Origin of the sequence: Rhizobium sp. P32RR-XVIII, assembly GCF_012641395.1 — a bacterium.
Classification (GTDB): Bacteria; Pseudomonadota; Alphaproteobacteria; order Rhizobiales; family Rhizobiaceae; genus Rhizobium.
In genome coordinates, this window is the sequence record NZ_JABAIH010000002.1 from 746,198 (window position 1) to 770,730 (window position 24,533).

At 60.0% G+C, this 24,533-nt stretch carries 19 protein-coding genes and 1 pseudogene; 8 read left to right on the forward strand and 12 right to left on the reverse strand.

Features of this window, described 5'->3' with window-relative positions:
• Positions 1-529 precede the first annotated feature (529 nt).
• The 8 genes from HGP14_RS08855 to HGP14_RS08890 form a co-directional block, all read right to left on the reverse strand.
• A complete protein-coding gene (locus HGP14_RS08855) occupies positions 530-1,384 on the reverse strand; it encodes an ABC transporter permease (protein WP_168829438.1) in 855 nt (284 codons plus the stop codon).
• A gap of 12 nt (positions 1,385-1,396) precedes the next feature.
• Positions 1,397-2,320, reverse strand: coding sequence for an ABC transporter permease (locus HGP14_RS08860; protein ID WP_168829439.1), 924 nt, complete (start codon positions 2,318-2,320; stop codon positions 1,397-1,399).
• A gap of 2 nt (positions 2,321-2,322) precedes the next feature.
• Positions 2,323-3,978 carry an ABC transporter ATP-binding protein gene (locus HGP14_RS08865; protein ID WP_168829440.1) on the reverse strand — a complete coding sequence of 552 codons (1,656 nt, stop codon included), beginning with the start codon at positions 3,976-3,978 and terminating at the stop codon, positions 2,323-2,325.
• Between the two features lie 112 nt (positions 3,979-4,090).
• Positions 4,091-5,626 (reverse strand): ABC transporter substrate-binding protein, encoded by a 1,536-nt coding sequence (locus tag HGP14_RS08870; protein WP_168829441.1) that lies wholly within the window; start codon positions 5,624-5,626, stop codon positions 4,091-4,093.
• Positions 5,627-5,924: 298 nt separating this feature from the next.
• Positions 5,925-6,365, reverse strand: coding sequence for a hypothetical protein (locus HGP14_RS08875; protein WP_168829442.1), 441 nt, complete (start codon positions 6,363-6,365; stop codon positions 5,925-5,927).
• A 32-nt stretch (positions 6,366-6,397) separates the two neighbouring features.
• The gene (locus HGP14_RS08880) at positions 6,398-7,120 is read right to left on the reverse strand and encodes an SDR family NAD(P)-dependent oxidoreductase (RefSeq protein WP_168829443.1); all 723 of its coding nucleotides are present in this window, start codon (positions 7,118-7,120) and stop codon (positions 6,398-6,400) included.
• A gap of 3 nt (positions 7,121-7,123) precedes the next feature.
• On the reverse strand, positions 7,124-8,353 hold the full coding sequence (locus HGP14_RS08885) for an NAD(P)/FAD-dependent oxidoreductase (protein ID WP_168829444.1): 1,230 nt from the start codon (positions 8,351-8,353) through the stop codon (positions 7,124-7,126).
• Positions 8,354-8,366: 13 nt separating this feature from the next.
• Positions 8,367-9,725, reverse strand: a complete 1,359-nt coding sequence (locus HGP14_RS08890; protein ID WP_246704387.1) for a Rieske 2Fe-2S domain-containing protein — start codon at positions 9,723-9,725, stop codon at positions 8,367-8,369.
• A 50-nt stretch (positions 9,726-9,775) separates the two neighbouring features.
• On the opposite strand from HGP14_RS08890, the gene HGP14_RS08895 reads away from it, so the two are divergent.
• Entirely contained in the window at positions 9,776-10,693 is a 918-nt protein-coding gene (locus HGP14_RS08895; protein ID WP_168829445.1) for a LysR substrate-binding domain-containing protein, read from the forward strand.
• Here HGP14_RS08895 and HGP14_RS08900 read toward each other — a convergent pair.
• Positions 10,674-11,006, reverse strand: coding sequence for a non-heme iron oxygenase ferredoxin subunit (locus HGP14_RS08900; RefSeq protein WP_168829446.1), 333 nt, complete (start codon positions 11,004-11,006; stop codon positions 10,674-10,676). The genes HGP14_RS08895 and HGP14_RS08900 overlap by 20 nt on opposite strands.
• An 81-nt stretch (positions 11,007-11,087) precedes the next feature.
• Positions 11,088-12,566, reverse strand: coding sequence for an MmgE/PrpD family protein (locus tag HGP14_RS08905; RefSeq protein WP_168829447.1), 1,479 nt, complete (start codon positions 12,564-12,566; stop codon positions 11,088-11,090).
• A 374-nt stretch (positions 12,567-12,940) separates the two neighbouring features.
• On the opposite strand from HGP14_RS08905, the gene HGP14_RS08910 reads away from it, so the two are divergent.
• A complete protein-coding gene (locus HGP14_RS08910; protein WP_168829448.1) occupies positions 12,941-13,837 on the forward strand; it encodes a 2-hydroxyacid dehydrogenase in 897 nt (298 codons plus the stop codon).
• Positions 13,838-14,049: 212 nt separating this feature from the next.
• Here the strand turns inward: HGP14_RS08910 and HGP14_RS35455 are convergent.
• Positions 14,050-14,250 (reverse strand): annotated as a pseudogene (locus HGP14_RS35455) (DUF4334 domain-containing protein); the annotation flags it as partial.
• Between the two features lie 227 nt (positions 14,251-14,477).
• On the opposite strand from HGP14_RS35455, the gene HGP14_RS08920 reads away from it, so the two are divergent.
• Positions 14,478-14,807: a hypothetical protein gene (locus HGP14_RS08920; protein ID WP_168829450.1), complete on the forward strand. Its 330-nt coding sequence runs from the start codon at positions 14,478-14,480 to the stop codon at positions 14,805-14,807.
• A 151-nt stretch (positions 14,808-14,958) separates the two neighbouring features.
• Here the strand turns inward: HGP14_RS08920 and HGP14_RS08925 are convergent, their stop codons facing one another.
• Positions 14,959-15,369: an Arc family DNA-binding protein gene (locus tag HGP14_RS08925; RefSeq protein WP_168829451.1), complete on the reverse strand. Its 411-nt coding sequence runs from the start codon at positions 15,367-15,369 to the stop codon at positions 14,959-14,961.
• 497 nt (positions 15,370-15,866) lie between these two features.
• On the opposite strand from HGP14_RS08925, the gene HGP14_RS08930 reads away from it, so the two are divergent.
• The 5 genes from HGP14_RS08930 to HGP14_RS08950 all read left to right on the forward strand — a co-directional run bounded on the left by HGP14_RS08930 (position 15,867) and on the right by HGP14_RS08950 (position 23,937).
• Positions 15,867-17,057, forward strand: coding sequence for a tyrosine-type recombinase/integrase (locus HGP14_RS08930; protein WP_168829452.1), 1,191 nt, complete (start codon positions 15,867-15,869; stop codon positions 17,055-17,057).
• Positions 17,058-17,613: 556 nt separating this feature from the next.
• On the forward strand, positions 17,614-18,279 hold the full coding sequence (locus HGP14_RS08935) for a protein-L-isoaspartate O-methyltransferase family protein (protein WP_205927069.1): 666 nt from the start codon (positions 17,614-17,616) through the stop codon (positions 18,277-18,279).
• Positions 18,280-18,508: 229 nt separating this feature from the next.
• The gene (locus HGP14_RS08940; protein ID WP_168829454.1) at positions 18,509-19,327 is read left to right on the forward strand and encodes a PopZ family protein; all 819 of its coding nucleotides are present in this window, start codon (positions 18,509-18,511) and stop codon (positions 19,325-19,327) included.
• A 118-nt stretch (positions 19,328-19,445) separates the two neighbouring features.
• On the forward strand, positions 19,446-22,286 hold the full coding sequence (locus HGP14_RS08945; RefSeq protein ID WP_168829455.1) for a valine--tRNA ligase: 2,841 nt from the start codon (positions 19,446-19,448) through the stop codon (positions 22,284-22,286).
• A 397-nt stretch (positions 22,287-22,683) separates the two neighbouring features.
• Complete coding sequence (locus tag HGP14_RS08950) at positions 22,684-23,937, forward strand: OmpP1/FadL family transporter (protein WP_168829456.1); 1,254 nt, start codon at positions 22,684-22,686, stop codon at positions 23,935-23,937.
• Positions 23,938-24,533: the final 596 nt, after the last annotated feature.

Here is a 24,533-nt window from a genome sequence, read left to right on the forward strand (position 1 = left end):
AGACTGGCTTTCGCGGAGCACTAACCGCATCTGAGAAACCTCCTTACCGATTATCTCTTGGAGTTAAGCAGGTGCGGTGAAGTTGATCTCAACTACCGCTATTTCGACGCCTATTGGGAAGAGATCGGGAGCCGTTGGCCCGATCTGATCGAACGGAATGACCAATGCGTCGGCTTCGCCTTCGTAAACGAGTGGTCTCCGTCGGGAAGAGGCACCGATTTCTCAGTGGCCGAGTTTTATATCGTTCCGCGTGCGCGAGCGCATGGCGTGATGCCGCAAAAGCCGTCCTGCGGGCACATTCGGGCGTCTGGGAATTGAATGTCATGCCGTCGAACGCGCGCCCGCTCGGAAATTCTGGCCTCGCGCGATAAACGCTGCCGGAGCAAAAGACCTGGAGCAGCTCACATCCGTTGGCGAGATGATTTACCGGTTTACAATCGGATAAGGCTTATTGCCGCCCGACAAGAGGTCGAAGAGGCCTAACCCGTTCCAAATTCTGTTTGGCGGCCGCTTTTCCAGTGGCCCTTTCTTATGCGCGGCCGATGACGTTGCGGGCCCAGTCGCCGATGATGCTGACCGTCAGCGTGCAGAGGAAGATGGTGACGCCGGGGACCACGGCGATCCACCAGCCGGTCAGAAGATAGGAGCGGCCGAAACCGAGCATATTGCCGAGGCTGCTCATCGGCGGCTGGATTCCGAGGCCGAGGAAGCTCAGCGACGTCTCTAGCAGGATGACTTCCGGGAAATTGATGGTCGCGGTGACGAGCAGGGTGCTCGCGATGTTGGGCAGAACATGGCGCAGGTAGATCCGCGGCCAGGGAAAGCCCAACGTATTCATCGCAAGTACATAGCCGCGGCCGCGGGAGGCGAGCGTCATGGCGCGCGAAAGACGGGCGAAACGCTCCCAGCCGAACAGGCCGAGAATGAAGATGAACAGCACGATGTTGTTGCCGAAGAGCGCCGTCAGCGTCAGCGAAACGATGATGAACGGCACCGAGGCCTGCGCATCCACGGCGGCGACGATCACCTGATCCACCCATCCGCGAAAATGCGCGGCCAGGATGCCGATGGTCGTGCCAATGATCGCCGATAAGATGGTGGCGCCGAGCGCGAGCGCTAGGCTGGTGCGCAGCGATGCGACCAACCGCAGGAAGATGTCGCGGCCGAGATCGTCGGTGCCGAGGAAGTGTGTCCAGGTGCCGCCGAAGCCGACCGGCGGCTTGAGGCGTGCCAGCAGGTTCACCGATGCGTTGTTCACGCCTGGCAGCAAGGGCACGACTGCGATCAGCGACAGACAGAGGACGAGCCACAGGATGGAGACTTGGGCCGTCAGCGGCATGCCTGGAAAGCGGCGGCCTGTTTTTTCGGTAGCGATGGCGGGCATAACGGCCTCCGGTCATTGATTGTGTGCAAGAGCGGTGCGGGGGTCGAGCTTGGCGTAAGTCAGGTCGACGATGAGGTTGGTCGCGATCATCAGAAAGGCGACCATCATGATGATCACCTGCAGCACGGCCAGATCGCGCTGGGCGACGGAATCGACGATCAGGCGGCCGACGCCCGGCCAGCCGAAGACTGATTCGACGACGGAGCCGGCGGCGATCATGCTGCCGACCAGAAGCGGCGTGATGGTGACGAGGGGCAGCATCGCATTCGGGATCACGTGATGGGTAAAGATGCGGAATTCGCTGAGGCCGCGCGCCCGTGCCGAGGTGACGCAGGTCAGCCGCAGGGCGTCGAGCACAGCCGAGCGGACGAAGCGGGTGAAGATCGCCGCCTTAGAAAGCCCGATCGTCAGCACCGGCATGATCAGGTTCTCGAACGAGCCGTAGCCGTTCGAGGGCAGGATGTGCAGGTTGACCGACAGGAGCAGGATGAGCGCGAGGCCGAGCACGAAATTGGGCAAGGCAAAGCCGACGGTCGAGAGCGCCATGATCGTCCGGTCGAGGCGTCCGCCGTTGTCGATCGCGGCAAGCGCGCCCGCCGGCACGCCGATGACGATCATGATGACAGCGCTGCAGCCGACTAGGAGTAAGGTGGCGGGCAGGCGTTCCAGGACGACGGCGAGCGCGTCCCGGTTGCTCATGTTCGACATGCCGAGGGCGCCGTGGAAGATGTTGTTCACGTAGGTGAGGTATTGCTGCAGAATGGTTCCGGTATAGCCCCATTGCTCGCGATAGGCATCAAGCGCCGCCTGTGTTGTATCATCGGGATTGAAGATCGCCAGCACCGGATCACCGGTGGCGCGCAAGGCGACGAAGACAAGTGTCACGATCACCCAGAGGGAGACGGCGGCGCGCAGGAGACGAGATATCAGCAGCATGGTCAGAGTCTCCCGTTGGTGGCGAAGGTACCTTCTATTCCGAGTGCGCGCACCGGCGGCATCGGGCTCTTGCCGGGCATGGCGTCTATCAGCATTTGCGTATACTCGTGGCGGCTGCCGTCGGTGAACAGCGAGACCGGGATATCCTCGACCACCTCGCCGTTGCGCAGCACCACCACCTGATCAGCGATCTCGAAGACGACCCTGAGATCGTGGGTGATCAGCAGAATGGCGATGCCGAGGCGCTCGCGCAGGCGCTGAAAACACTCTAGGATATGTTTCTGGATGCGGACGTCGACGGCCGAGAGCGGTTCGTCGGCGATCAGGATATCGGGTTTCAACAGCAGGGCGCGGGCGATCACGACACGCTGGGCCTCGCCGCCACTGAGGAAAGTCGGCCGCCTTTCAAGGACATAGGCGCCGAGCCCGACATCCTGGATGATTTGAGCGATGTGGGCGCGCCGGGCCTCCGCATCTCGCCAGCCGTGGACCTTCAGCACTTCGTGGAACTGATCGTCCACTTTCATTAGCGGATCGAGGGAGTCGCGCGGATGCTGGAAGACCATCTGCATACTGAGTTTCGATGCACCGCTTCGTTCGGATGCGTGTGTCGTGATGCTTCCCGAGTCCGGAGCGACGAGGCCCATGGCCATTTTCGCCGCCGTCGTCTTGCCGCTGCCGCTCTCGCCGACCAGAGCGACGATCTCGCCCCGATGGACCGTGAACGACATGGCCTTGGCGGCGGGCACGCCGACGCCGGCCTTGCGATCGCGCGAGGAGGAATAGAAAGTCTTGTTGACGGTGTCGAAGGTGAGGGCGAGCGGGTTCTGGCGGAGTTTCGCCGTCTGGCGATCCGGCCATTCGACGCTCGCAGCGGCAAAGAGTTCCCGAGAATAATCGGCCTTGGGCGCATGGACGACATCGCCTGTCTGGCCCTGCTCGACCAGCCGGCCATTGTGCATGACGGCGATGTGGGTCGCTCTGTCACGGACGATGCCGAGATCGTGGGTGACGAGCAGAACGGTTAGGCTGTTCTTCCGCCGCATCTCGTCGATGAGATCCAGCACTTCGGCCTGGACCGACATGTCGAGCGCGGTTGTCGGCTCGTCGGCGATCAGCAGCGCCGGATCACCCAGCATGGCGAGCGCAATCATGACGCGCTGGTTGAGGCCGCCGGAAAGCTGATGCGGATAGATATCGAGCCGTTGTTCGGCCATCGGGATATGGACACCCTTCAAGGCATCGATCGCGCGCGTGCGCAATTCGTCGGCGCGGGCCTTGGGGTAATAGAGCCGGAGCGTTTCCAGCATCTGAGAACCGATCGTGCGAACCGGGTTGAGGGCGGCGAGGGGGTCTTGAAACACCATTCCGACGGATTTTCGCCGGAACTCCATGAGCTGCCGCCGGTTCAGCGACCAGACATCCTGGCCGTCGATGATGATGCGGCCCTTGAATTCGGGCGTGAAGGGAAGGAGCCGCATCAGGCTGTGACAGGTGATGCTCTTGCCGCTGCCACTTTCGCCGACAAGCGCGAAGTAACCGCCCCTGGCGATCTCGAAGGAAACATCGTCGACCAGGGGGATGGGCTGGTCGCCGGCAAGCGCGATACCAAGGTTTTCGACGCGGCAGACCCGCTCCGCAATCTTATCGGAATTCATCCGTTCAATCCTGCAGTGTAGACTTGTAATCGCTGCGATGCCCTGGACCAGGGCATCGCATTAATCGAATGCGCATAACGACATCGGAAATCTATCCGTTTGTGCCGTGCACTCAAGCCAGCGACGCCGCGCGGAAGTCCATGTAGACCGAGGGGATCGGCTTCCAGTTGACGGTCTTCCTCTTGCCGTAGAACACACCCATCGTATGCAGGATGATGCCTGGCGGATCGGCGTCAAAGATGTCCATCATCTTGGCGAATGCCCGCTGCCGCTCCTTCGGATCGACGCTCGACTGGAGCTTGTCGCCGAGGGTGAAGAATTCCTCGTTCGTCCAAACTTCCTTCTGCGACCGGTCATAGGAGCGCCAGAGGCCGAAGAGTGGATCGTTGACCAGCACCGGATCGACGCCGTTGCGCATGCCGACACCGGGATAGGCCATCATCTGCGCGAAATTTTCGACAATCTGCAGGTCGATCTTGACGCCGATCTGTTCCCACATGGAGACGACGATCTGGGCGGTGGCGAGTTCCGGGCCGTAGGCCGCGGTGCGAATGCGGTATGGGATTGCCTGTCCCTTGTAGCCGGCGGCATCCAGAAGCTTCTTGGCTTCCGTCGGATCATATTTGTAAGCCGGCCGCGACGCATCGTAGAAGGGGCCGTAGGCAGGAAGCTGGTGACCGTGCGGCACGTCCACCTTGCCCTGCCAGAGAGCGTCGACGATCGCCTGGCGGTCGACGGCAAGACCCAGAGCCTGACGGACGCGGACATCCTTCAGGACCTCGTTGCGGGTATCGAACTTGATGATGCGCAGGCTCGCAACCGTACCTCCGACGATCTCGAGATTCTCGTCGCGGGTGACGGCCTCGAACTGGTCGGCCGGCACGTCGGTGATGATGTCGAAGTCGTTGCTGGCAAGGCCCGCAATGCGCGAGGAGAGTTCAGGTGACGAGCTGTAGATTAGCGTCTCGATATTCGGTTTGCCGCCCCAATATTGCGGGAAGGCCTTGAGCTGCACGGCATCAGGCGACAGCGAAACGACCGAGAACGGGCCGGTGCCGACCGGCTTCTGCGCGAAGCCGGGGAAGCCGCCCGCGGCCTCGAACGCCTTCTTGCTGACGATCTGGCTGCCCCAGGCGGTCAGACGCAGTTCGAGTGCCGGATCAGGCACCTTCGAGGTGACGCGAACCGTTTTGGCGTCGACCGCTTCAACCGACTGGATCGTTGAAAGGAACTGCTGGGCGACGCCGAAGCCCGGTGATTTCGGATCGAACATGCGGCCGAAGCTGAAGGAGAAGACGACGTCGTCGACCCTCAGTGGGGAGCCGTCGTGGAAAAGCACGCCCTGGCGCAACGTCAGATCCAGCGTCTGGGGATCGACGCGCTTCCAGCTTTCGGCAAGGGCCGGCTGCAGTGCGCCATCGCCGGCATAATTGACCGTCAGCAGCGTATCGAAGATGTTCAACATCGTCCGGTAGCCGGGATTGGTTTGGTAGAGCAGGGGATCGAGCTGCTTCGGCAACTCGTCGAGAGCAACCCTCAAAATGTTGTTTTCTGCAGCCACGGCGAAACAGATCGTCGGTGCACCGAGCAGGCCGTAGGCGGCTCCCGCACCCAGAAGCGTGATGGCGGATCGTCTGGTGATATGCATTGTTTGTTCCCCAAGAACTTGTTGCACATTTTGTGGCTGACTTTGTCAGGATTGTTCTTATTTGCCGGTCTCTGAGCGGCCGGCATTCGGGCCGTTTCGGCTGCCGGAGCCCTGTCATCCTGTCGAGGCGAAAGGCTGTGGTGCTTATCGCTGCACCTTGCCCAGCTTCTCCCTGTGTACGGACGTCACGTTAAGGGTATCGACTTATTGTCGTCCAATACGAATTGCCGCTCTTCTTATTGTCTCTCCATATATGTTGACCGGGCATTCCTCGATCGCCCCAAATGAATGAGGGCAATCAGTTGGCAAGGTTGTCGATGAGTTCGTTGACGAATTCCTGGTCGGAGGTCGTCACGAAAAGGTCGGCGATTTTCTGGATCGCCTGCAGCGTCTTGTTGGGCTCACGTTCGGCTCGGCCGTCGGGTTCTTCGAGCACGACGAAGGAGAGCATGGAGGCCGTCCGCTCGGTCTGGAATGGAAAACGGACCTCTTCGCCCTTCTGATAGACGACGATCACCGCGTTCGGGCGGATGCCGTTGACCGGTTCGTCCATCGGTTGGCGCCCGTCCGGATCGAGAGGGCCGGTGGTCAGGATATTCTCCCGGTCGCGGTTGAAGCTGCTGATGATGCTCTCGGCGCTCTTGCCGATCGCAAGCACCTTCACGTAACGGGGCATGGAGTTGCGGTAGTCTTGGATGCGTTGGCCCGGCCGTCCGCCGAGAAAGCTTTGTACGATCATCAACAGTCTCCCGGCGCGGAAGGCGCCAAAGGTCAATCCATAAAGCGGCCGCCCGAAAGGTTCATACACTCGCCCGTCACGAAACCCGCATTGTCCGAGGCAAGAAAGAGGACGGCGTGGGCCGCTTCCTCGCTGCGGCCGAACCGGCCGACGGGAATGGCGCCCTTGAGCCTTGTCCGCTTTTCCTCCGTCATGGTTTTGACCTGCGGTTCGAAAAGGGCGGTGGCGATCCCGTTGACCGTGACACCATGTTCGGCGGTTTCTGCGGCAAGTACGCGAGCGAAGGCGAGAAGACCACCTTTCGCCGCTGCATAGGGCGCGACATCATGATGCACGCCTGTTTTGGCGGACATGCTGGCGAAGACGATGATGCGGCCGTAGCCGGCCTGGACCATGCGCCGGGCCGCCTCCTGCATCTGCAGGGCGGGAAGGACAAGCTCCTCTTCGGCCACCCCTCGCATTTCCTCGGACGTCATGTCGAGCACGGGCTTGTTCTTGACCGGGCGCGAGGAAACGACCAGCACGTCGATGCCGCCGAGCTTTTCCACGCAGCGATCGATGAATTCCGTCGGCGTGCCGTCCGAGGCGATATAACCGCCGGCTGATGCGTCGGCATCGTCGCTGATGACAGTGGCGCCGGCTGCGGCGATGGCCGACACCACAGCGGGACCGACGCCGTAGCCGGCGCCGATGACGATGGCGCGCTGGCCCGAAAGATCGGCCATGCTGTGCGGAGCGATGTCGATGGCATTCATGGTCTAACCTTTCACGAGCTGTGCAAGACTGGTCGAGGGGTCGGCAAGTGCCGCATCCGGAACCGCCGTTCCGTTCAGGATCAATTGCTTGATGAAACGGATGTCGCGTGCGTTGTTCATGCTGTTGCCGGCAACGACGCGTTCGCCGTTCATATAGATCGCGGTGAACTTGCCGCTCTCTGGGGGGCCGCGCCAGATGATCCGGTCCCAGACCGCAGGCGCGCCGATGATCTGCAGGTTGGTGTCGTATTGATCCGACCAGAACCACGGAAGATCCGCATAAGGGGTCGCCGTGCCGGCAATCGCCTTGGCGACCGCGATGCCCTGGTTCTGCGCGTTCTGCCAGCTTTCCAGCCGGAGGCTGCGGCCAAGCAGCGGGTTGAAATGCCTTGTCACGTCGCCGACCGCGAAGATCTTCGGATCGTCCGTCCGGCCGAAAGCGTTCACGACAATGCCGTCGTCGCAGGCGAGCCCGGCAGCCTCGGCAAGGTCGGTGTTGGGAACGGCGCCAATGCCGACGATGACGAGATCGGCAAGCAGGCGTTTGCCGCTGCCCAGAACCACCGCAGCATGATCGCCATCGGGCTCTATCCTCTCGATTGCCGCTGAAAAGCAGAAATCGACGCCGCGTCCTTCGTGTGCTGCTGCGACGACCTCGGCGACCGATCTGTCGATGACCCGGCCCATCGCATGAGGCGCTGCATCAACGACGACGACCGAGCAGCCTGCCTCCACCGCGACCGCAGCGAATTCGAGGCCGATGAAGCCGGCGCCGATGGCGACAACCCGGCTTCTCGGTTTCAGCCGGTCGGCAATTTTCTCCACGTCGGCGATAGTGCGCAGCGTATGAACCTGCGGCAGGTCGGCACCTTCGACGGCTAGCCTGCGCGGGCGGCAGCCAGTGGCCAGCACCAGCGTCCCGTAATCAAGGGTCGAACCGTCATCTAGCGTTAGCCTGTTGCGACCGCGATTGATATGCCCGACCCGCCCGTTAAGCATGAGTTCGATCCGGTTGTCGGCATAGAAGGTGCTGGGCCTGATATAGGCACTTTCAATCCCGGCCTTGCCGGCGAGGATCGCCTTCGATAGCGGCGGGCGCTCGTAGGGCGGATGGGCTTCGTCGCCGATCAGCACGATCCGCCGGTCGGGATCGAGGCCGCGCAGCGTGATCGCCACCCAAGCGCCGGCCTGGCCGGCGCCTACGATCACTACGGTTTCGCGGTCGGTTTGCATCGCAAAATCCCGTTCAGACGGCGACGAACGGTTCGCCGATGCGAACAACCGAGGCGTCGAGCGCGGTTTCCTTGAATGCGCCGTCCTCCGGCAGGATGAAGGAGGCCGAGCGGACGAGCTGTGTCGCGGGCTCGATGCCGGGCGGTGTGCCTTTGCCTGCTTCGAGCGCCTTTGCCGCCTTGCGCATGCGCATGCGGGCCATGATGATCGCATTGTCGGTCGAAACGAGATTTTCGCGCGAGCGGTCGGCGATGGCGCCCATGCTTTCCTGCAGCGAGGAGTCCTGGATGGCGATGCCCTTGATGCCGCTATAGTGGATCTTCTGGCGCTGGGCCTCGCGATCCATCAGGTAGTCGTTGTCGATGTTGGCGGTCGGCCGGAAGGTGCCCGGTATCAGCGTCGGGTGGACGCCGTGACCATTTTCCATCGCTTCCAGTTCCTGTGGCGACAATGCGCGGGTGGGGTGGAACGTCATGGTCCAGGCCATGCAGTTGTAGTCGTCCATCGGCACCCACGCATGGCCGTTCAGCGCATTGCCCTTGTAGGGCGGGATCAGCGTGTAGAACGGCATCATCCACTGCGTGACGCGCCAGTAGTGGAAGCCCGGTTCGGCTTTGCGGCGGGCGCCGATCAAGAGGCCGGCGGCGGATTCGTGGATGTCGAAGGTCGTAGATGTGCTGCGTGCATATTTCGAGCCATCGGTGCCGCGATGCAAGGGATCGCGATGAAGATCGCCGCTGTGCAGGAAAGAGACGTGGCTGGAATCGATGCCGCCTTCCATCGCCTGCAGGTAATTGCATTCCTGCCAGCGCTTGGAGAGATAGCGCTGCTCGGGTGCGACCTGCGCCCATTCGAAGACAGGAATTTCCGGCTTCTCTTCCGGAGGCCCCATATAGGTCCAGATAACGCCGCCGAACTCGACGCACGGGTAGGACTTAAGTTGGATCTTCTGGCAGAAGCCAGAGGAAGGCGGCTCCGACGGGACCTCGACGCACTGGCCGGTCGTGTCGTATTTCCAGCCATGATAGGGGCAGCGCAGGCCGCCTTCCTCGTTGCGGCCGAACCAGAGCGACACCCCGCGATGGGCACAGAATTCGTCCATCAGGCCGATCTTGCCGTCTGAATCCTTGAAGGCGATCAGCCGCTCGGACAGAAGCGAAACGCGCACCGGATCGCAGTTCGGCCCCGGAAGTTCATTGGCCATCAAGGCAGGGATCCAGTAGCGGCGAAAGAGGTTGCCCATCGGCGTGCCCGGACCGGTGCGGCACAAATACTCGTTTTGTTCGGCTGTGATCATGACGTCATCCTCTTTGTTGGCGCCGGGCCGGGCCAGGCCCGCCTCGATGAATGGCACGTTGACACCCAGTGACATATGTCGTCCAATATGAATTATGGATTTTTTGATTGAGCTGGAGATATAAGTTGGAACTGCGTCAGTTCAGATATTTCGTGGCTGTGGCCGAGGAACTGCATTTTACGCGCGCCGCCGAAAGGCTTCATATCGGCCAACCGCCGCTCAGCCTCCAGATCCAGGCGATCGAACGGGAGCTTGGCGTGACGTTGCTGAAGCGTACGCGGCGCAAGGTGGAATTGACCGCTGCGGGTGAGCTTTTCCTGCAGGAAGCACGGCTTGCGCTGATGCAGGCGGCGCGTGCGATCGATACGGCAAAACGTGCCGCGCGCGGCGAGATGGGAACGCTGAGGGTGAATTTCATCACCTCCGTTCCGCTCGTCAACGCCTTTACGACGGCGGTGCGGCGCTTCCGCCTGGCGTTGCCCGACGTCCACCTGGAACTCAAGATCAAGCCTTCCCCCGAGATCATCGACGACGTCCTGCTGAACACGATCGACATTGGCTTCACGCGACCGGCGCTTCAGGCCGTGCTGCCGTCAAAGCTGAAGGCGACGCCGGTTCATCGCGACAAGCTGATGCTCGTCCTGCCGATCGATCATCCGCTCAGCCACGAAGACGCACCGATTTCGATCGGCCGGCTGAAGACCGAGCGTTTCGTTCTCCGGCCGCTCGGAACCGGTGCGGGTTTTTACGAGCAGGTGTTTTCGATGTGCACGGAGGCAGGCTTTTCGCCGCTGATCGTGCAGGAGGCGACGGAAGCGGCCACGATTCTGGGGCTCGTGGCCGCAGGCGTCGGGATCACGATCGCGCCGCAGGCGCTGCAGAGCATCATGGTTCACGACGTCGTCTGGCGGCACCTGTCGGACGCGCAGACGGACAGCGAGGTTGTGATGATCCACAACAGAACGGCCTCGAACCTCCTGCGGGATCAGTTCATCTCAGGCCTCAAGCCGCTGCCGGATTCGGTCAGGAAAGACCAGCGCTGACGTCGATGAAAATCGCCCCTTCGTGCATGACGGGCGACCATACCATGATCGGAGTCTCGCAAGGGGGCGCTGTCGGCGCGCCGGTGCGCAGATCGAACCGTCCCTGATGAAAGGGGCATTCCACCTCGCATCCCTCGATGAACCCGTCCGAAAGCTGACCCGGCCCATGGGAGCAGAGGTCGGCAGTGACGTAATAGTGCTCGCCCGCCTGAAAGATCGCATAGGCAAAACCGTCGATTTCAGCGCGGAACGGCAGGTCCTCGCTGACATCGGCGGTATCGCAAAGTTTCGTCAATGTCGCTGTTTCAGTCATTTTCCCACCTCAAATGCCGGCAGCCGTTTCCGGCTGCCGGCTCAAGTCTTCATCTCAGCTCTTGGTTTCAGCTTTGGAGCTTCAAGCCGCCGCACTCACTTTCTGCGACTTCCAGTCGAAGGCGAGAATGTCCGTGAACTCGCGGACGTTGGCCAACGTCTCGAAGCGGCCAAGCGTGGCGATGATCTTGTCCGTCACCTCCTTGCCGGCAAAGGGCAGAGCGTTGACGGCAACCTTCTCGGCGATCTCGGCATCTGTGAAGGGAGCTTTCGGGTGACCGGGGAAGGGGAGCGCCTCGCCGCGCACGACGGTGCCGTCGGCTAGCTCGATTTCGACGCGCGAGAGATAGCCTGCCGCAGCGCGCGCCAGCTTGCCGCCGGCGATCGTGCCAAGTTCGGGCGCTGGCATGCATTTGACCTTTTCGGCCACGAACTTCTGCCGTTCCGGTGCCAGCACTTTGTCGAGGTCGAAGCTCTCGACTTGGATATGGCCGTCGAGCACTGCCGCACCGACGATATAAGGCATGGAATGGTCGGCCGTTTCGCGCGAGATCGGGTGATAGGGATCCTGACGGATTGCGACCAGATGGTCATAGGCGCCTTCTTCGGAGAAGACGCGGACCTGCTTGATCTTGGAGAGATCGGAGATCTTGCCACGAGCCTCAAGGGCGGCGCGAATTGCGCTGAGGCCAACGGAGCCGACCGGCCAGAGCTTCATATAGGTGCCGGCAATGCGCGACAGCTTCACGTCGTCACCAAGCAGCCTCTGCAGGATCGGCAGCGGGTCGTGCTTGTTGGCGAGCTTGACGATGAAGCCGTTATTGCCGGTGAAAGGACGCACGACGCTTTCGACGCCTGCCTTGGCGAGCAGGCAGGCCTGCAGGGCGTTGCGGACGGAATCGCTGCCATTGAAGCGTTTCCAGAGGGTCAGGTCGCCGCGACTGTTGAGTTCGCAGGATTCCACCTCGTCGCTGGCAAAATGCGAGGTGACCGTCATGCCGAAGGCTTCGCGGGCCTGGGTGGCGTCGAGACCGAGAACGCGCACGATTGCCGCACAGGCACCGATCTGCGTCAGGTTCGTATAATCCCAGCCGCCAGGGGCGGTGGAGAAGGCGTCGAAGACGGCGGCAACCACCTCGTAGCCGACCGCGAGCGCTCCAAGCAGTTGTTCGCCGGAGGCATTCACCCATTCGGCAGCGGCGATGAGGCCGGCGACCATGTCGCTCGGATGGCCGCTGTTCTTCTGGCCGACGAAGAAGTCGTTATAGTCGTAACAGCGCAGCAGCGAGCCGTTGACGAGGGCAGCCAGATCCGGATTGACCCGCATCGAAGTGCCCCAGATGACGCTGCCTGCCGGATTGGCAAACTGCGAGACATATTTGCGGGCAATATGAGAAGCCGGGTGATCAAAGGCACCCAGTGCTACGGCGATCGAATCGCTCAATGCCCGCTTTGCCGCGTGGCGCGTCGCGTCGCTGAGGTCCGTGGAAACCGTGACGGTGAACCTGGCCAAAAGCTCTGCGATCGCGTCACGATAGACGATGTTATCTTCTGTCGACATGCTACTTCCTTTTCGTCGCTGTCCGTTCGAAAAGGCGGTCCGGTTGATGGTGCCGACGAGCCGCGCTCTCGAATATCATGTAAGTTGCGATGCCGAGTGGTACCGGGGGGAACTACGTGTGTCCAATATCAATCCCCCGCCAAATCATTCGCCACAATAAATGTATCGTCTGGGAAGAGCGCTGACCGCCCTGTGTCGCGCGTCTTTCGGTGGCGCCTGCTGCGCGGTTTGATCCACGATCCCAAATAAATCGCGCGGCTTTTAATATTGGACGCAGATGACAGGCTCGCCTTAGCAATAGGTATCTTGAACCGAAGCGGCCGCGTGGCGGGAGGCAGACCATTTCGACCCATATCCTCATCACGCAGCCGCAGGTGAAGAGCTGCGTCAACGCGCTCAAGGAGCGCTTCACGGTCCATGACCTTGCAGGCTGCGCCGATCCGGATGCGCTGCTGCGAGAGATTGGACCAGATATTCGCGGCATTGCCGGCGGCAAGGTGTCGGCTGGCCTCCTGGAAAAGCTTCCAAAGCTCGAGATTATTGCTGTGTCAGGCGTGGGTTACGATTCCGTCGATGCCGCTGCCGCCAGGGCACGCAACATCCGCCTCACCAACACACCCGGAGTTCTCACCGACGCGGTGGCGGAACTGACCATCGGAATGATGATCGCGCTTTCCCGACGCATCCCGCAGGGTGATCGGTTCATTCGCGACGGGCGATGGCCGGGCGGTGCCTTTGGCAACTGGTCCGAACTGAAGAACAAGACGCTCGGGATCCTCGGGCTCGGCCGCATCGGCAGGGAAATTGCCGAGATTGCGACCGCCTTGAAGATGCATGTGATCTATCATGGCCGTCATCAGCAGCCGGGTGCGCCCTATCCCTATTACGACACGGTTCTTGAAATGGCGCGCGCCTCGGACTGGCTCGTCGTCATCGCGCCCGGAACGGCCGAGACCAACAAGATCATCTCGCGGGAGGTCATGCAGGCGCTTGGACCAAACGGCATGCTCGTCAACATGGCGCGCGGCACGATGGTGGATCAGGATGCCATGATCGAGATGCTGATGTTGAAACAACTCGGTGGTGCCGCTCTCGACGTGTTCGAGAAGGAACCGGCGGTACCGGAAGCTCTCTTCGGGCTCGACAATGTCGTCCTGTCACCGCATCAGGGCAGCAGGACCGAGGAGACGCGAACCGCAGTCGGCGATCTCGTCGTCGCCAATCTCACAGCGCATTTCGATGGCAAGTCGCTGATTTCTCCGATTTTTTAAGATGAGAATGGCGACTGCGGCTTAGTGCTTCACGTCGCCCGACGCCCATGGCTGTGGTCGTGCCATGGCTTTCCTAGATTCACGTTATCGCGGCGGCCGTTTCCGGCACTCGCGGCGAACTCTGCCGTGGGTGCGGGTTCGTTCTCTCCAGAGACGTCCGCGCACTACGACGTAGCGGCCGTCCGGCGTCTCGATGAACGGCTTTTCCTTCTTCAAGCGCCGCCCTCTCCGCCAGAAACGTCGGCCTTTCGAAGCCTGAAGAAGTATCGCTGCTCGTCGCCTTCGACGACCATCATGCCGGCAAACGCGTTGTCGTCGATCCTTCGGAAGTAGTCGACGATCGGCTGGCGGTCGTAGACCATTGCGGCGGTCTCGTTGCCGTCGATCATGCGGAGCTTGACGGACGCCGTCGTTGGAAGAGCGCCATCGTCGATGCCGTCATTTCGGCAGGAAAGCACCATCATCTGGCGATCATCTTTCCAACGATCGCTCTGATAGAGGAAACGAGACGCCGTATCGCAACGCAGTTCGGCGACCAGTACGACGTGGTCACTCATCCGACGCAGACCACGTCTCCCGATCGTGCGACGATCTTCATCCTGACGCAGGAGCGGGCTCTCACCCGCAAGGACCTTAACTGGTGACGTTCTTCGTCATCGATGAGTTCTACAAGCTCGACTTGCGTGGCGACGACGACGAGCGGTCGGTCGATCTGAACCTGTGCTTTCACAAACTGGCCTCGGCGGGGGCAAAGTTCTACCTGATCGGCCCCCATGTCGACGGGGTCATCGGCCTCGCTTCGTCGTACGAATACCTCTTCGTGCCGTCGCTGTTCTTGACCGTCGACGAGAATGTCGCCTCCCTAGGCGTAGAGTTGACCACAGCGGACCTTCAGGAGATCCAGGCGGCGAATGTTGAAATTCAAGGAGCGCGGTATCCGGACGAGCATATGAAGCTTGTCGGCCGCTAACTTATCAGAAAAATATCGACCGCCCCAGCGCGTTGGTCGATTGATCTAGTCACCCGAATCTAAAGTTCCATTGAGGATTCTCGTGGGGAGCGTTCTTGAACGCGGTTGCGCCATGAATAGGAAAGGGGGCGAACTGCACACGACCTGCACCTTATTTTTTTTGTTTTCGACGACTTGGCTGGTCGTCAACAGAGAGTTGAGACAGACCTGAGGCAATTATTTTCAGCACCTCCGACCCATCCCCATCACTGAGGAAAATGTGACCGATTGTCCTAGCCAGGAGCTTTATCGTCTGGTTAGTGTCAGAAAGCACGCTGATCCAAAGTCCGGTATCGAGCAGCTCGTTGACAAAATCCTCGCGGTCTTCGGCCGCTTCGACGATCCGATCCTTCAATGAGGTTTCGTTCCGGCTGCCATTCCCGGAGCGCTCGAGCGTCATTTGTAAAAGCGCAATTATTTCCCCGTTCATTGACCGTCCTGAAACTTCTGAAGCAGCTTTAAGCTGCTTTCGCAATTCGACGGGAAGGCGGAGGGTAATTCGAACGTCGTCGTTATTTGTCATGTGGTCACATAACCCTGCAGATCGGTTGACACCAAATATACGCGGATTTGACACCAGATAAAAAGAATGAGACACTAAGATGGTGTCTTCGAGGTTAACGGAGATCGGCTGATGACAAGAGATTCTATACCATTGGATCTCCTTTGGGAGGTGGCCGAAATTGCAAAGACCATCGGCCGAACCGAACGGCAAACCTTCCACATGTTGAATGCGGGTCAGCTACCAGGAAAAAAGGTGGGTGGGCGCTGGGTAGTGGAGCGCCGCAGGCTCCTGGAGTTTTTCACTGGAAACTGCGTGATCAGACCGGACTATCCGGCAAGCTTCCTCGCGTCATTTCGATCAACTGGCCCGATGATCGACCCTGCGGCCTCGTGCGCAAGGAACGAGGCAAAGAGAAGCAACACAGATAGTTTAAAACGTCGCACCTAAATAGCGAGTCCCGTCACGTTGGTGTCAATGTGACACCGCGACGCCCGAACTATCGGAGGAGGGGTGTCATGTCAGTGCGAAAACGTGAATGGACTACGCAGAGGGGTGAAAGGAAATTCGCTTGGGTGGTTGACTACTCCGATACAGGCGGCAAACGTAGGTCGAAGACTTTCCATAGGAAAAAGGAAGCAGGTGATTTCGCGGCCAGGGTGTCTGTCGAGGTTCAGGAAGGCCTTCACGTCGCCGCCCGTTCAAGTGTAACGGTCGCCAAGGCGGGGGCTTTGTGGATCGAATCTGGCGAAGGCGACGGTCTCGAGCGATCGACGCTTGATCAGCGGAGGGCGCATCTACACAAGCACATAGTGCCCCTCATTGGACAAGCGTTGCTTTCGAAGCTCACGGGACCGATGGTTCGCGACTTTCAGGACCTGCTCCGTAAGACCGGCCGGTCGCCAGCCATGATCAAGAAAATTGTTACATCCTTGGGCTCCATACTGGCCGACGCAAATGAACGGGGTTTAGCTACGCGCAATCCTGTCAGGGAGATGCGCCGCAACAGAAAGGGTCGAGACACCCGAACCGCAGCGCGTCAAAGAGGACGCCTGGAAATCGGGAAGGACATTCCGAGCCGGGATGAAATCAGACTCTTTATAGCTGCATTAAGCGACTTACTATGGCGAACAATGTTTCTAGTATTGATCTTCACAGGGTTGCGCTCGTCGGAACTGCGGGCATTGAGATGGCGCGATGCTGATCTCATTCGTTCGGAAATCCACGTTCGACAGCGCGTCAATCGATACAGAGGCAAGCCAAAGTCAAGAATGGGAACGAGAACGATTCCGATTTCTCCGATTGTGGTAGTGGCGCTAAAGGCACTTAAGCTGAAACAGGAAAGTTCGTCTGAGTTCCTTTTTCCAAATTTGGAAGGGAATCCTAGATCTCACGGCAACGTGGTGCGGAAAGGTATGCAGTCGACCATGTTGAGAGGCGGCGTGGTCGTCGACACCGGAGAGAAGGACGAAAATGGGAAATCAGTGTTGAGGCCAAAATACACGGGACTCCATGCGCTACGCCATTTCTTTGCAAGCTGGCTCATCAACCGGAAAGAGGACGGCGGGTTGGGGCTTCCAGCGAAGGTGGTCCAGGAGCGAATGGGCCATTCGTCGATTACTGTGACGATGGACACCTACGGTCATCTCTTTCCACGAGGTGACGATAGTAAGGAGTTAGAGATTGCGTCGAACTCTTTGTTGAACTAACGCGACATGGCCGCAACATATGGAAGAAAACGGCAAACATTTCAAAAGAACGACGAGGACTGCAAATCCTTGTACCCCGGTTCAATTCCGGGCGAGGCCTCCAAATTCTCTTCTATTTTTGACGTCTTTACTTTCCAGCGAGCGCCGGGTCGATCGCCGGATGGCGCGAATTTGTCGATCGTATCCATTTCAATTGTCTGTGAGCCGAGATCGCCTGCCGGCAGCGCCGACGGCCTGATCGTGGGCACAAAAGCTATCGCATCTTCCCGCGATCCAGCAGCCCGCAGCAGAACAGGCCGACAAGCGCTACAATGATGAAGAAGTCGAACAGCGTGAAATACTCGAAAAAGGCAGACATCGTCCGCTCCTCCTCTGTTCCCCACCGATACAAGAATACCACGAGCCGCCTTGCTGATCCACGAGAGAGTTGCAGCGCCGCGCAGAGTCGTCCATTACTCAGGAGGATTCTTGCCGCCGCTGCCCGCCATGCCTTGAAAGCATACGGCGCGGAGATTAAGAGACGGGAGAGAATGCCGCGTTCAACGGGCGAGAGGGTATGATGGATTGCGAAGCAGCACGAATTAAGATGGTCGACAACCAGATCCGCACGACGGACGTCACGTCCCATTCCGTGCTGACGGCCTTCCTGACGGTGCAGCGCGAGCTTTTCGTGCCGGAGAAATCCAGGGCTCTCGCCTATGTCGACAATGATATCGAGATCGCTCCGGCCTCCGACGGCAAGCCTGCCCGCTTTTTGATGGAGCCTTCGCCGCTGGCGAAGCTGTTGCAGCTCGCGGCGATCACCAACGATGATTCCGTTCTCGACGTCGGCTGTGGTACGGGCTACGCCTCGGCTCTGCTGTCGATGCTTGCCGGTTCGGTGGTAGCGCTTGAATGCGACGAAGCCCTTGCCGCCGAAGCGAGGAAGAACCTTTCCGGCTACGCAAACGTTTCCGTCGTCACCGGGCCGTTAGAGCTCGGCCACGCCGCTGGCGCCCCCTACGATCTGATCTTCGTCAATGGTTCCGTCGAGGAAGTGCCGGCTGCCCTTTTCGAGCAACTCGCGGAAGGCGGCCGCCTTGTCACCGTCCAGGGTTACGGCAATGCCGCCCGCGCCGCGATCTTCGTAAAGGAGCGGGGTGCCGTTTCTGAAAACGTATTCTTCAACGCGTCCATCAAGCCGTTGCCCGGCTTTGCCAAGGCTCGCCAATTCGTTTTCTGAGCCGCATTCCGGGATTTTGTACAGAGGGCGCCTCGGGCGCCCGTTTTGTTATCCGGCTGTCAAATGCGGCGCTTCGGAGCCGCCACAGACCGGCCAACAAAAGCTGTGCATGGGCGCATTCATTTGATTCGAGATGATTTTTTTCATTCCTGGGGTATTCTAAGCTCCGGGTGATTCGGATGCCCGCTCACGCAATCCGATCGTTGTTTTGAGGATAACGGGGATAGATATGGCTCAGCCAAGTGTAGTGCGTGAACCGTCCATGGAAGAGATTCTGGCGTCGATCCGTCAGATCATCGAGAGCAACGAGCCGGGCGCGGGCAGGGGGATTTCGCCATCGCTGCCGCCCGTTTACGCTGACGATGATGACGAGGGCGACTCCAATATCCGCCTGACGGTCGACGAGACCTACGCAGGCGTCGAGTTCCCTGAGCCGATGACGCCGTCCGATCCGCGCTTCGTCGCGGCAAATTCCGCAGGAATCCCGGAAGTGGAAACGCCGGCGCGCGCCATGTCGCTTGCCGATGTCGCTGCCCGCGTTCGTGCCGCCTCCGAGCGCGGCGCCCCGCCGCCGCAGCGCGAAGCTCCGCCGCTCTTCCGCGGGGCGGAGGCGCCCCTGCGCCCGGAGGAGATCCGCCGTCCGGCTGAAGCCGTTTCGGTGCCTGTCGTAGCGCCGCCCCCTGCCGCAATGCCGGCACCGGCCGTGACCGAGGCCAACCCCGCCGAAGTACCGCGGCCGCTCGCTGCCGAGCCGGCGCCGCAGCCTGTCGTCCGGCCGGTAGCCGAACCGGCAGTAAACCTCAAGCAGCCAGCTGCCGTCGAAGAGTCCCAGGGCCTGATTTCGCAAAGCGCAGGCCTGCAGATCGCCCGCTCGTTCGAGGAACTTGCGCTCGCCATCGACGGCGCCGAGCGGCGGTCGCTGGATGAGATTGCCGAGGACATGCTGCGGCCGATGCTGCGCGAGTGGCTGGACGACAATCTCCCGACACTTGTCGAAAGACTGGTGCGCGAAGAGATCGAACGCGTGGCTCGCGGTCCGCGCCGCTGACCGGATCCGAGTTTCCGCTGCAAGCCGCTCCGGTTTCCGGGGCGGCTTTTTTATTGACTTGACGCCAGCCATCCTATTTACAAACCCCCATCCTAAAACCCCGAAGTTTGGTCATAAAATGCTCGACAAGACCTATGATTCCGCCGCAGTCGAACCGAAAATCGCTGCGAAATGGGATGAAGCCGATGCGTTCCGCGCGGGTGCCAACAAGAAGCCCGGCGCCGAGACCTTCACGATCGTCATCCCGCCGCCGAACGTGACCGGCTCCCTGCACATGGGGCATGCGTTGAACAACACGCTGCAGGACATCATGATCCGCTTCGAGCGCATGCGCGGCAAGGACGTTCTCTGGCAGCCGGGTATGGATCACGCGGGCATTGCCACACAGATGGTCGTCGAGCGCAAGCTAGCGGAACAGAAGCTTCCCGGCCGCCGCGACTTGGGCCGTGACGCGTTCATCGAGAAAGTCTGGGAGTGGAAGGCTGAATCGGGCGGCCTGATCTTCAACCAGCTGAAGCGTCTCGGCGCCTCCTGCGACTGGTCGCGTGAACGGTTCACGATGGACGAGGGCCTTTCGAGAGCTGTTCTCGAAGTGTTTGTAACGCTTTATAAGCAGGGGCTTATCTACAAGGATAAGCGCCTCGTCAATTGGGATCCGAAGCTGCTGACGGCGATTTCCGATATGGAAGTCGAGCAGATCGAGGTTAAGGGCAACCTCTGGCACCTGCGCTATCCGCTGGAAGAAGGCGTCACCTATCAATACCCGATCGCCTTCGACGAAGACGGCAAGCCCACCGAATTCGAGACTCGCGACTATCTTGTCGTCGCGACGACGCGCCCCGAAACCATGCTCGGTGACACCGGCGTGGCCGTCAATCCGGAAGATGAACGCTACAGGTCGATCATCGGCAAACACGTCATTCTGCCGATCGTCGGCCGCAAGATCCCGATCGTCGCGGACAGCTATGCCGATCCGACGGCGGGCACCGGCGCCGTCAAGATCACGCCCGCCCACGACTTCAACGACTTCGATGTCGCCAAGCGGACGGGCCTGCGCGCCGTCAACGTCCTGAACGTCGATGCGTCGGTGACCATCAAGGACAACGAGGACTTCCTGGAAGGGCTGGATCATCCGGCGGCGCTCCACGGCGCCTGGGATGAATTGGAAGGCAAGGACCGCTTCGAGGCGCGCAAGATCATCGTCCGCATCTTCGAAGAGGCCGGCCTGCTCGACAAGATCGAGCCGCACACGCATGCGGTCCCGCATGGCGACCGCGGCGGCGTGCCGATCGAGCCGCGTTTGACGGAGCAATGGTGGGTCGACAACAAGACGCTTGCCAAGCCCGCCATCGCGTCGGTCCGCGAGGGCCGCACCAAGTTCGTGCCGAAGAACTGGGAAAACACCTACTTCCAGTGGATGGAGAACATCCAGCCCTGGTGCATTTCGCGCCAGCTCTGGTGGGGCCACCAGATCCCTGCCTGGTATGGGCCGGACGGCCAGGTCTTCGTCGAAAAGACGGAGGAGGAAGCGCTTGATGCTGCAATCCAGCATTATCTTGCGCATGAAGGGCCCTGGAAGGCATGGGTCGAGGAGAAGTTGGAAAACTTCAAGCCGGGCGAAATCCTGACGCGCGACGAAGACGTTCTTGATACCTGGTTCTCATCGGCGCTCTGGCCGTTCTCGACGCTGGGCTGGCCGGACAAGACGCCGGAACTCGCCCGCTATTATCCGACCAACGTCCTCGTAACCGGCTTCGACATCATTCCGTTCTGGGTCGTTCGCATGATGCAGATGGGGCTGCACTTCATGAAGGACGAGGACGGTAATCCGGTGGAGCCCTTCCACACGGTGTACATCCACGCGCTCGTCCGCGACAAGAACGGCCAGAAGATGTCGAAGTCGAAGGGCAATGTCATCGATCCGCTCGAACTGATCGACGAGTACGGCGCCGACGCGCTGCGCTTTACACTCGCGATCATGGCGGCGCAGGGACGCGACGTGAAGCTCGATCCGGCCCGAATCGCCGGTTACCGCAACTTCGGCACCAAGCTCTGGAACGCCACCCGCTTTGCCGAAATGAACGGTGTGAGGAGCGATCCGCACTTCGTACCGGAAGCGACGGGTCTGACGATCAACCGTTGGATTCTGACGGAGCTTGCCCGTGCGGAACGTGACGTAACGGAAGCCATTGAATCCTACCGTTTTAACGATGCCGCGGCGGCGCTGTATCGCTTTGTCTGGAACCAGGTCTGTGACTGGTACCTGGAGCTGCTGAAGCCGGTCTTCAGCGGCGAGGACGAAGGTGCCAAGAAGGAGGCTCAGGCCTGCAGCGCCTACGTTCTCGAGGAGATCTATAAGCTGCTGCATCCCTTCATGCCGTTCATGACCGAGGAGCTGTGGGCGCACACGGCCGGTGAGGGCGTCAAGCGCAATACATTGGTCTGCCATGCCGAATGGCCGGCGCCGTCCTATGCCGACAACGCCGCCGCCGACGAGATCAACTGGCTGATCGACCTCGTTTCCGGCATTCGCTCGGTTCGCGCCGAGATGAACGTTCCGCCCTCTGCAGTCGCTCCGCTGGTCGTTGTCGGCGCCAACAGCCTGACGCGTGAACGGCTGGTTCGACATGATGCCGCAATCAAGCGTCTCGCGCGCGTCGACGGAATCTCGCTCGCCGACGAGGCGCCGAAAGGAGCAGCTCAGATTGTCGTTTCCGAAGCGACCGTCTGCCTGCCGCTCGGCAGCCTGATCGATCTTGCTGCGGAAAAGGCCCGTCTGGAGAAGGCGATCGCAAAGACCGAAGGGGAGATCGCGCGCATCAACGGCAAGCTCTCGAACGAGAAGTTCGTTGCCAATGCCAACCCCGAGGTAGTGGAAGCAGAGCGCGAGCGGCTGGCGGAATTCCAGAGCCAGATCGCAAGTCTCAAGGTGGCGCTCTCGCGCGTCATTGAAGCGTAAGCAATTTGCCCCAGCGGGGATTGCCTTAAGGCGCTCGGCCCAGCTGGGCGCCTTTTGCGTTGGAGTGATTCGGTCGTCTCGGCTGAACATTCCAACTCCGGAGGCATCCAGCTTCTCGAATCCTTCGATGCGCCGCTTTCCCGAGGCGAAAAACGCGACTGTTGTGCGATAGATACAGTTTGCGCGGTGGAGGGTACGATGATCCAAAAATAGCCCTAAATGGTTAGGGGTATTAGGATAAAATTGTCCAATCCGGAAATATTGACGTGCTCGTCAATTTCCTACGTCAGCTTAACAGCTCTCACGCATTGTGGCGGCAAGAAGGCGCCAGTTGCCAATTGTGTCAATCGCTTTAACAGTGCCTCCATCATTAGCATGTTTGAGTGGGGGAGACACATTGGTATCTCGCATGTTTTCCAAAGGGGTAGCGTCGCTCGCCATCCTGTCGACCCTGGCTTCGCCGTCCTTTGCGGGCGGCTTGGACCGGGGCGGCTATAATATTGATCAGCTGTTTGATACCAGCCCGTTTTCCTTTCAGTCCGGTGTGACCTATGTCATGCCGCAGCGGAAGCTGAAGAACGTGCAGGATATCAATCCCGCCGACGGCTTGGGAAACAATGGTATAGGCGGCGGTTCGACTTCCGTTGATGAGTCCGAGAACTACGCCGTTCCATATATTGGGATGAAGGGCGGCTACGGTCCAGTTGATTGCTTGATCGATTACTCGGAACCTTTCGGCGGTCATACCGATCCTGGACTGGGATGGGTGGGTGCTAACAATAATATTGAAACCGAGATTAAGACCCGCAATTACGGAGCAACGTGTTCTTACAAATTCGACGCTGGTCCGGGACAACTGCGGTTGATCGGTGGTGCATTCTACCAAGAGGTCGAAGGTTTTAAGGAGCGCCTCGTTGCCCCGCCCGGCGCAATCCTTGCGGCAACTGGCCTGGTGCGAACTGGTATTGGTCGCCTCGATATGAGCGACGAAGCTGTCGGTTGGCGTGCAGGTATCGCTTACGAAATCCCCGAATACGCGTTCCGCACCAGCCTCGTGTACAACAGCCGGGTGAAATATGACGATCTGAGAGGAACGGTCGATCTGACTCAGGTTCCGGTCGTGCCCGTCTATGGCGGTGTCGTAACGGACGTTGTCGGCTCCGCTGAGGCTCCTGACTCGCTTGAACTCAAGTTGCAAAGTGGCATCGCCCCGGATTGGCTCGCATTTGGTTCGGTCAAATGGACGAACTGGAGCCTATTGCAGTCGATCCCCCTTTGCCCGACATCCGGCGCGTGCCCTGCTGGCGGCTTGACCTCCCTCGATCTCGGCTACCGGGACGGTTGGACGATCACCGGCGGCGTTGGTCACAAGTTCAATGATAAGTGGGCGGGCGCAGTGAGCTTGACCTGGGATCGTGGCACGAGCGACGGCTACGGCAGCCAGACTGATAGCTGGACCCTCGGTGTCGGGGCCTCGTTTACCCCGACCGAAAATATCGAATGGCGCGTCGCTGGCGCTATCGGCGTTCTGACGAGCGGGGAGTCCGGCACCATCACTAAAGATGGCGTGACCTATGGCAATGATGTCACCTACAGTTTTGGGAATGATCTGGTGACGGCACTTTCGACCAGTATCAAAGTCAAATTCTGATGCTGCACCAATAACCAGAAGGCCCGGCACATCGCCGGGCTTTTCGTTTGCTGCACTGTATTTAATCATCACTTAATCATGCGTAAGTTCCTCCCATTTTGTGACGATTCCGCAACAGATTTTTACGACAGTTCACATATGGTGGCCGCCGGGCGAAATTGTCCACTTCCCGCCACAAACAGGGCGCAGCGATATTCACGGGCGAGGAAATGGCAGGCGTAAGGTGCGTTTTTAGAAGTACGATGGGTGGGATTTTTTCCGGTACGGGCAAAGTGAGCGAGAGCTTCGGCGGTGCGGCTTCTTCAGTCGCCATCGAGCTTGCTCCTCAATACTTTTCCCGTCGAAACCATCATTCGAATACCGCCTCATGGAACTGTCCTTTCTTCCCGCCGACGGCCGCCTCTGCAGGGGGTGACCGGCAGCGCGACCGAGCCGCTACCGGTTTGGTCACATTTTACGAGTACGAATATTCAAGAGGCGGAAAGGCGTTTGTTCGCTCCGCAGGAATGACGCCGCAGGCATTGCAGGCGGGCCGAGCCGGAAAGCGGGTGGCCGATCGCGATGCGCAGGAAATTCAGGCTCCGAAGAACGGGCCA

What these genes read in the sequence shown, in the direction of transcription:
- HGP14_RS08875 (WP_168829442.1), bottom strand. Translation starts at nt 6,365, where the DNA reads ATGATCGTACAAAGCTTTCTCGGCGGACGGCCGGGCCAACGCATCCAA.
- HGP14_RS08905 (WP_168829447.1), bottom strand. Translation starts at nt 12,566, where the DNA reads ATGTCGACAGAAGATAACATCGTCTATCGTGACGCGATCGCAGAGCTT.
- HGP14_RS08940 (WP_168829454.1), top strand. Translation starts at nt 18,509, where the DNA reads ATGGCTCAGCCAAGTGTAGTGCGTGAACCGTCCATGGAAGAGATTCTG.
- HGP14_RS08935 (WP_205927069.1), top strand. Translation starts at nt 17,614, where the DNA reads ATGATGGATTGCGAAGCAGCACGAATTAAGATGGTCGACAACCAGATC.
- HGP14_RS08930 (WP_168829452.1), top strand. Translation starts at nt 15,867, where the DNA reads ATGTCAGTGCGAAAACGTGAATGGACTACGCAGAGGGGTGAAAGGAAA.
- HGP14_RS08925 (WP_168829451.1), bottom strand. Translation starts at nt 15,369, where the DNA reads ATGACAAATAACGACGACGTTCGAATTACCCTCCGCCTTCCCGTCGAA.
- HGP14_RS08880 (WP_168829443.1), bottom strand. Translation starts at nt 7,120, where the DNA reads ATGAATGCCATCGACATCGCTCCGCACAGCATGGCCGATCTTTCGGGC.
- HGP14_RS08855 (WP_168829438.1), bottom strand. Translation starts at nt 1,384, where the DNA reads ATGCCCGCCATCGCTACCGAAAAAACAGGCCGCCGCTTTCCAGGCATG.
- HGP14_RS08870 (WP_168829441.1), bottom strand. Translation starts at nt 5,626, where the DNA reads ATGCATATCACCAGACGATCCGCCATCACGCTTCTGGGTGCGGGAGCC.
- HGP14_RS08945 (WP_168829455.1), top strand. Translation starts at nt 19,446, where the DNA reads ATGCTCGACAAGACCTATGATTCCGCCGCAGTCGAACCGAAAATCGCT.
- HGP14_RS08865 (WP_168829440.1), bottom strand. Translation starts at nt 3,978, where the DNA reads ATGAATTCCGATAAGATTGCGGAGCGGGTCTGCCGCGTCGAAAACCTT.
- HGP14_RS08890 (WP_246704387.1), bottom strand. Translation starts at nt 9,725, where the DNA reads ATGTCACTGGGTGTCAACGTGCCATTCATCGAGGCGGGCCTGGCCCGG.
- HGP14_RS08885 (WP_168829444.1), bottom strand. Translation starts at nt 8,353, where the DNA reads ATGCAAACCGACCGCGAAACCGTAGTGATCGTAGGCGCCGGCCAGGCC.
- HGP14_RS08860 (WP_168829439.1), bottom strand. Translation starts at nt 2,320, where the DNA reads ATGCTGCTGATATCTCGTCTCCTGCGCGCCGCCGTCTCCCTCTGGGTG.
- HGP14_RS08900 (WP_168829446.1), bottom strand. Translation starts at nt 11,006, where the DNA reads ATGACTGAAACAGCGACATTGACGAAACTTTGCGATACCGCCGATGTC.